Here is a 3,122-nt window from a genome sequence, read left to right as displayed (position 1 = left end):
TGCCTTTCAGCTCGAAGCAAGCAAATTGCTTGGGTGTTATATGGTCAAGCCTCACGGGCAATTAGTATTGGTTAGCTCAACGCCTCACAGCGCTTACACACCCAACCTATCAACGTCGTAGTCTTCGACGGCCCTTCAGGGAACTCAAGGTTCCAGTGAGATCTCATCTTGAGGCTAGTTTCCCGCTTAGATGCTTTCAGCGGTTATCTATTCCGAACATAGCTACCCGGCAATGCCACTGGCGTGACAACCGGAACACCAGAGGTTCGTCCACTCCGGTCCTCTCGTACTAGGAGCAGCCCCTCTCAAATCTCAAACGTCCACGGCAGATAGGGACCGAACTGTCTCACGACGTTCTAAACCCAGCTCGCGTACCACTTTAAATGGCGAACAGCCATACCCTTGGGACCGGCTTCAGCCCCAGGATGTGATGAGCCGACATCGAGGTGCCAAACACCGCCGTCGATATGAACTCTTGGGCGGTATCAGCCTGTTATCCCCGGAGTACCTTTTATCCGTTGAGCGATGGCCCTTCCATACAGAACCACCGGATCACTAAGACCTACTTTCGTACCTGCTCGACGTGTCTGTCTCGCAGTCAAGCGCGCTTTTGCCTTTATACTCTACGACCGATTTCCGACCGGTCTGAGCGCACCTTCGTACTCCTCCGTTACTCTTTAGGAGGAGACCGCCCCAGTCAAACTACCCACCATACACTGTCCTCGATCCGGATAACGGACCTGAGTTAGAACCTCAAAGTTGCCAGGGTGGTATTTCAAGGATGGCTCCACGCAGACTGGCGTCCACGCTTCAAAGCCTCCCACCTATCCTACACAAGCAAATTCAAAGTCCAGTGCAAAGCTATAGTAAAGGTTCACGGGGTCTTTCCGTCTAGCCGCGGATACACTGCATCTTCACAGCGATTTCAATTTCACTGAGTCTCGGGTGGAGACAGCGCCGCCATCGTTACGCCATTCGTGCAGGTCGGAACTTACCCGACAAGGAATTTCGCTACCTTAGGACCGTTATAGTTACGGCCGCCGTTTACCGGGGCTTCGATCAAGAGCTTCGCGTTAGCTAACCCCATCAATTAACCTTCCGGCACCGGGCAGGCGTCACACCCTATACGTCCACTTTCGTGTTTGCAGAGTGCTGTGTTTTTAATAAACAGTCGCAGCGGCCTGGTATCTTCGACCGGCATGAGCTTACGGAGCAAGTCCTTCACCCTCACCGGCGCACCTTCTCCCGAAGTTACGGTGCCATTTTGCCTAGTTCCTTCACCCGAGTTCTCTCAAGCGCCTTGGTATTCTCTACCCAACCACCTGTGTCGGTTTGGGGTACGGTTCCTGGTTACCTGAAGCTTAGAAGCTTTTCTTGGAAGCATGGCATCAACCACTTCGTTAACTAAAAGTTAACTCGTCATCAGCTCTCGGCCTTAAGATCCCGGATTTACCTAAGATCTCAGCCTACCACCTTAAACTTGGACAACCAACGCCAAGCTGGCCTAGCCTTCTCCGTCCCTCCATCGCAATAACCAGAAGTACAGGAATATTAACCTGTTTTCCATCGACTACGCTTTTCAGCCTCGCCTTAGGGACCGACTAACCCTGCGTCGATTAACGTTGCGCAGGAAACCTTGGTCTTTCGGCGTGGGTGTTTTTCACACCCATTGTCGTTACTCATGTCAGCATTCGCACTTCTGATACCTCCAGCAAGCTTCTCAACTCACCTTCACAGGCTTACAGAACGCTCCTCTACCGCATCACTTACGTGATACCCGTAGCTTCGGTGTATGGTTTGAGCCCCGTTACATCTTCCGCGCAGGCCGACTCGACTAGTGAGCTATTACGCTTTCTTTAAAGGGTGGCTGCTTCTAAGCCAACCTCCTAGCTGTCTAAGCCTTCCCACATCGTTTCCCACTTAACCATAACTTTGGGACCTTAGCTGACGGTCTGGGTTGTTTCCCTTTTCACGACGGACGTTAGCACCCGCCGTGTGTCTCCCATGCTCGGCACTTGTAGGTATTCGGAGTTTGCATCGGTTTGGTAAGTCGGGATGACCCCCTAGCCGAAACAGTGCTCTACCCCCTACAGTGATACATGAGGCGCTACCTAAATAGCTTTCGAGGAGAACCAGCTATCTCCGAGCTTGATTAGCCTTTCACTCCGATCCACAGGTCATCCGCTAACTTTTCAACGGTAGTCGGTTCGGTCCTCCAGTTAGTGTTACCCAACCTTCAACCTGCCCATGGATAGATCGCCCGGTTTCGGGTCTATTCCCAGCGACTAGACGCCCTATTAAGACTCGCTTTCGCTACGCCTCCCCTATTCGGTTAAGCTCGCCACTGAAAATAAGTCGCTGACCCATTATACAAAAGGTACGCAGTCACAGAACAAAGTCTGCTCCCACTGCTTGTACGCATACGGTTTCAGGATCTATTTCACTCCCCTCTCCGGGGTTCTTTTCGCCTTTCCCTCACGGTACTAGTTCACTATCGGTCAGTCAGTAGTATTTAGCCTTGGAGGATGGTCCCCCCATATTCAGACAAAGTTTCTCGTGCTCCGTCCTACTCGATTTCATGACTAAGAGATTTTCGCGTACAGGGCTATCACCCACTATGGCCGCACTTTCCAGAGCGTTCCGCTAATCTCAAAGCCACTTAAGGGCTAGTCCCCGTTCGCTCGCCACTACTAAGGGAATCTCGGTTGATTTCTTTTCCTCAGGGTACTTAGATGTTTCAGTTCCCCTGGTTCGCCTCTTGCACCTATGTATTCAGTACAAGATAACCATCTTATGATGGCTGGGTTCCCCCATTCAGACATCTCCGGATCAAAGTCTGTTTGCCGACTCCCCGAAGCTTTTCGCAGGCTACCACGTCTTTCATCGCCTCTGACTGCCAAGGCATCCACCGTATGCGCTTCTTCACTTGACCATATAACCCCAAGCAATCTGGTTATACTGTGAAGACGACATTCGCCGAAAATTCGAATTTCTCAACTAAGAGAACTCACAAATTTTACCTTAGCCTGATCCGTTACCAGTGAAAGTAACGTTCAGTCTATCTTTCTATCACATACCCAAATTTTTAAAGAACGATCTAATCAAAGACTAGAAATCAATAT

Annotated in this window: 1 rRNA gene; it reads right to left on the bottom strand. The window is 50.7% G+C overall.

Going from position 1 to position 3,122, the window contains the following annotated elements:
* Window positions 1–40 precede the first annotated feature (40 nt).
* Window positions 41–2,932, bottom strand: a 23S ribosomal RNA gene (locus AC07SI_RS30360).
* Window positions 2,933–3,122 lie beyond the last annotated feature (190 nt).

Source organism: Pseudomonas sp. GW821-FHT05D12, assembly GCF_059419825.1.
The sequence above is the reverse complement of the archived record's forward strand: the minus strand, read 5'-3'. Positions and strand labels throughout refer to the sequence as shown.